Below are 537 nucleotides of genomic sequence, written 5' to 3'. Positions count from 1 at the left end.
ATGAATAACTGTGTTTTAAATATGAAATCTCCCTATATTTAAGTAAATCAGATTGAAATAAAAAACCACAATGGCAAGCTGATAATAAATAAAGAGGAGAATCAGAATGAAAAATTTAAAATCACTTATTTTAGTCAGCAGTTTATTAGCGGTGAGTTTCTCTACCTTTGCTTATCACGGTAATGGTTATCACCGAAATGGCAATGGAACTTGGTGTAACGGCTCCAGTCAATCTCAGTATGACAGACCCTGTGATGGTAACTACCGTGGGCAATATATGGGACGCCATCAAGGAATGATGCAATACTCCACGGCTGTACAAACCGCTCAACCAGAAGAGGCGTTAAAGAAAATCATAGCGGAAGTACCAAAGGGTGAGAATAATAAAAAATATATGGTGAAAGTGGCAGTGATTGAAATATCACCTAGCTTAGTGACACAAGAAGCTCAATAAATTTCACTCTGAATAATAATAGCCAGTAATATCTTTAATAATGCTGGCTATTACGTATTAACTAAAAACTAGCTATTTATACC

The 537-nt window shown here is 35.4% G+C and carries 1 protein-coding gene; it reads left to right on the top strand.

The window, feature by feature from the left end:
• The first annotated feature begins 106 nt into the window (after positions 1-106).
• The gene (locus JK188_RS17670) at positions 107-454 is read left to right on the top strand and encodes a hypothetical protein (protein WP_211885832.1); all 348 of its coding nucleotides are present in this window, start codon (positions 107-109) and stop codon (positions 452-454) included.
• Positions 455-537: the final 83 nt, after the last annotated feature.

The organism is Providencia sp. JGM181 (assembly GCF_018257375.1).
Classification (GTDB): domain Bacteria; phylum Pseudomonadota; class Gammaproteobacteria; order Enterobacterales; family Enterobacteriaceae; genus Providencia; species Providencia lanzhouensis.
The sequence above is the reverse complement of the archived record's forward strand: the minus strand, read 5'-3'. Positions and strand labels throughout refer to the sequence as shown.

Excerpts from the sequence above, each read along its gene's own strand:
- JK188_RS17670 (WP_211885832.1), top strand. The coding sequence starts at position 107 with ATGAAAAATTTAAAATCACTTATTTTAGTCAGCAGTTTATTAGCGGTG.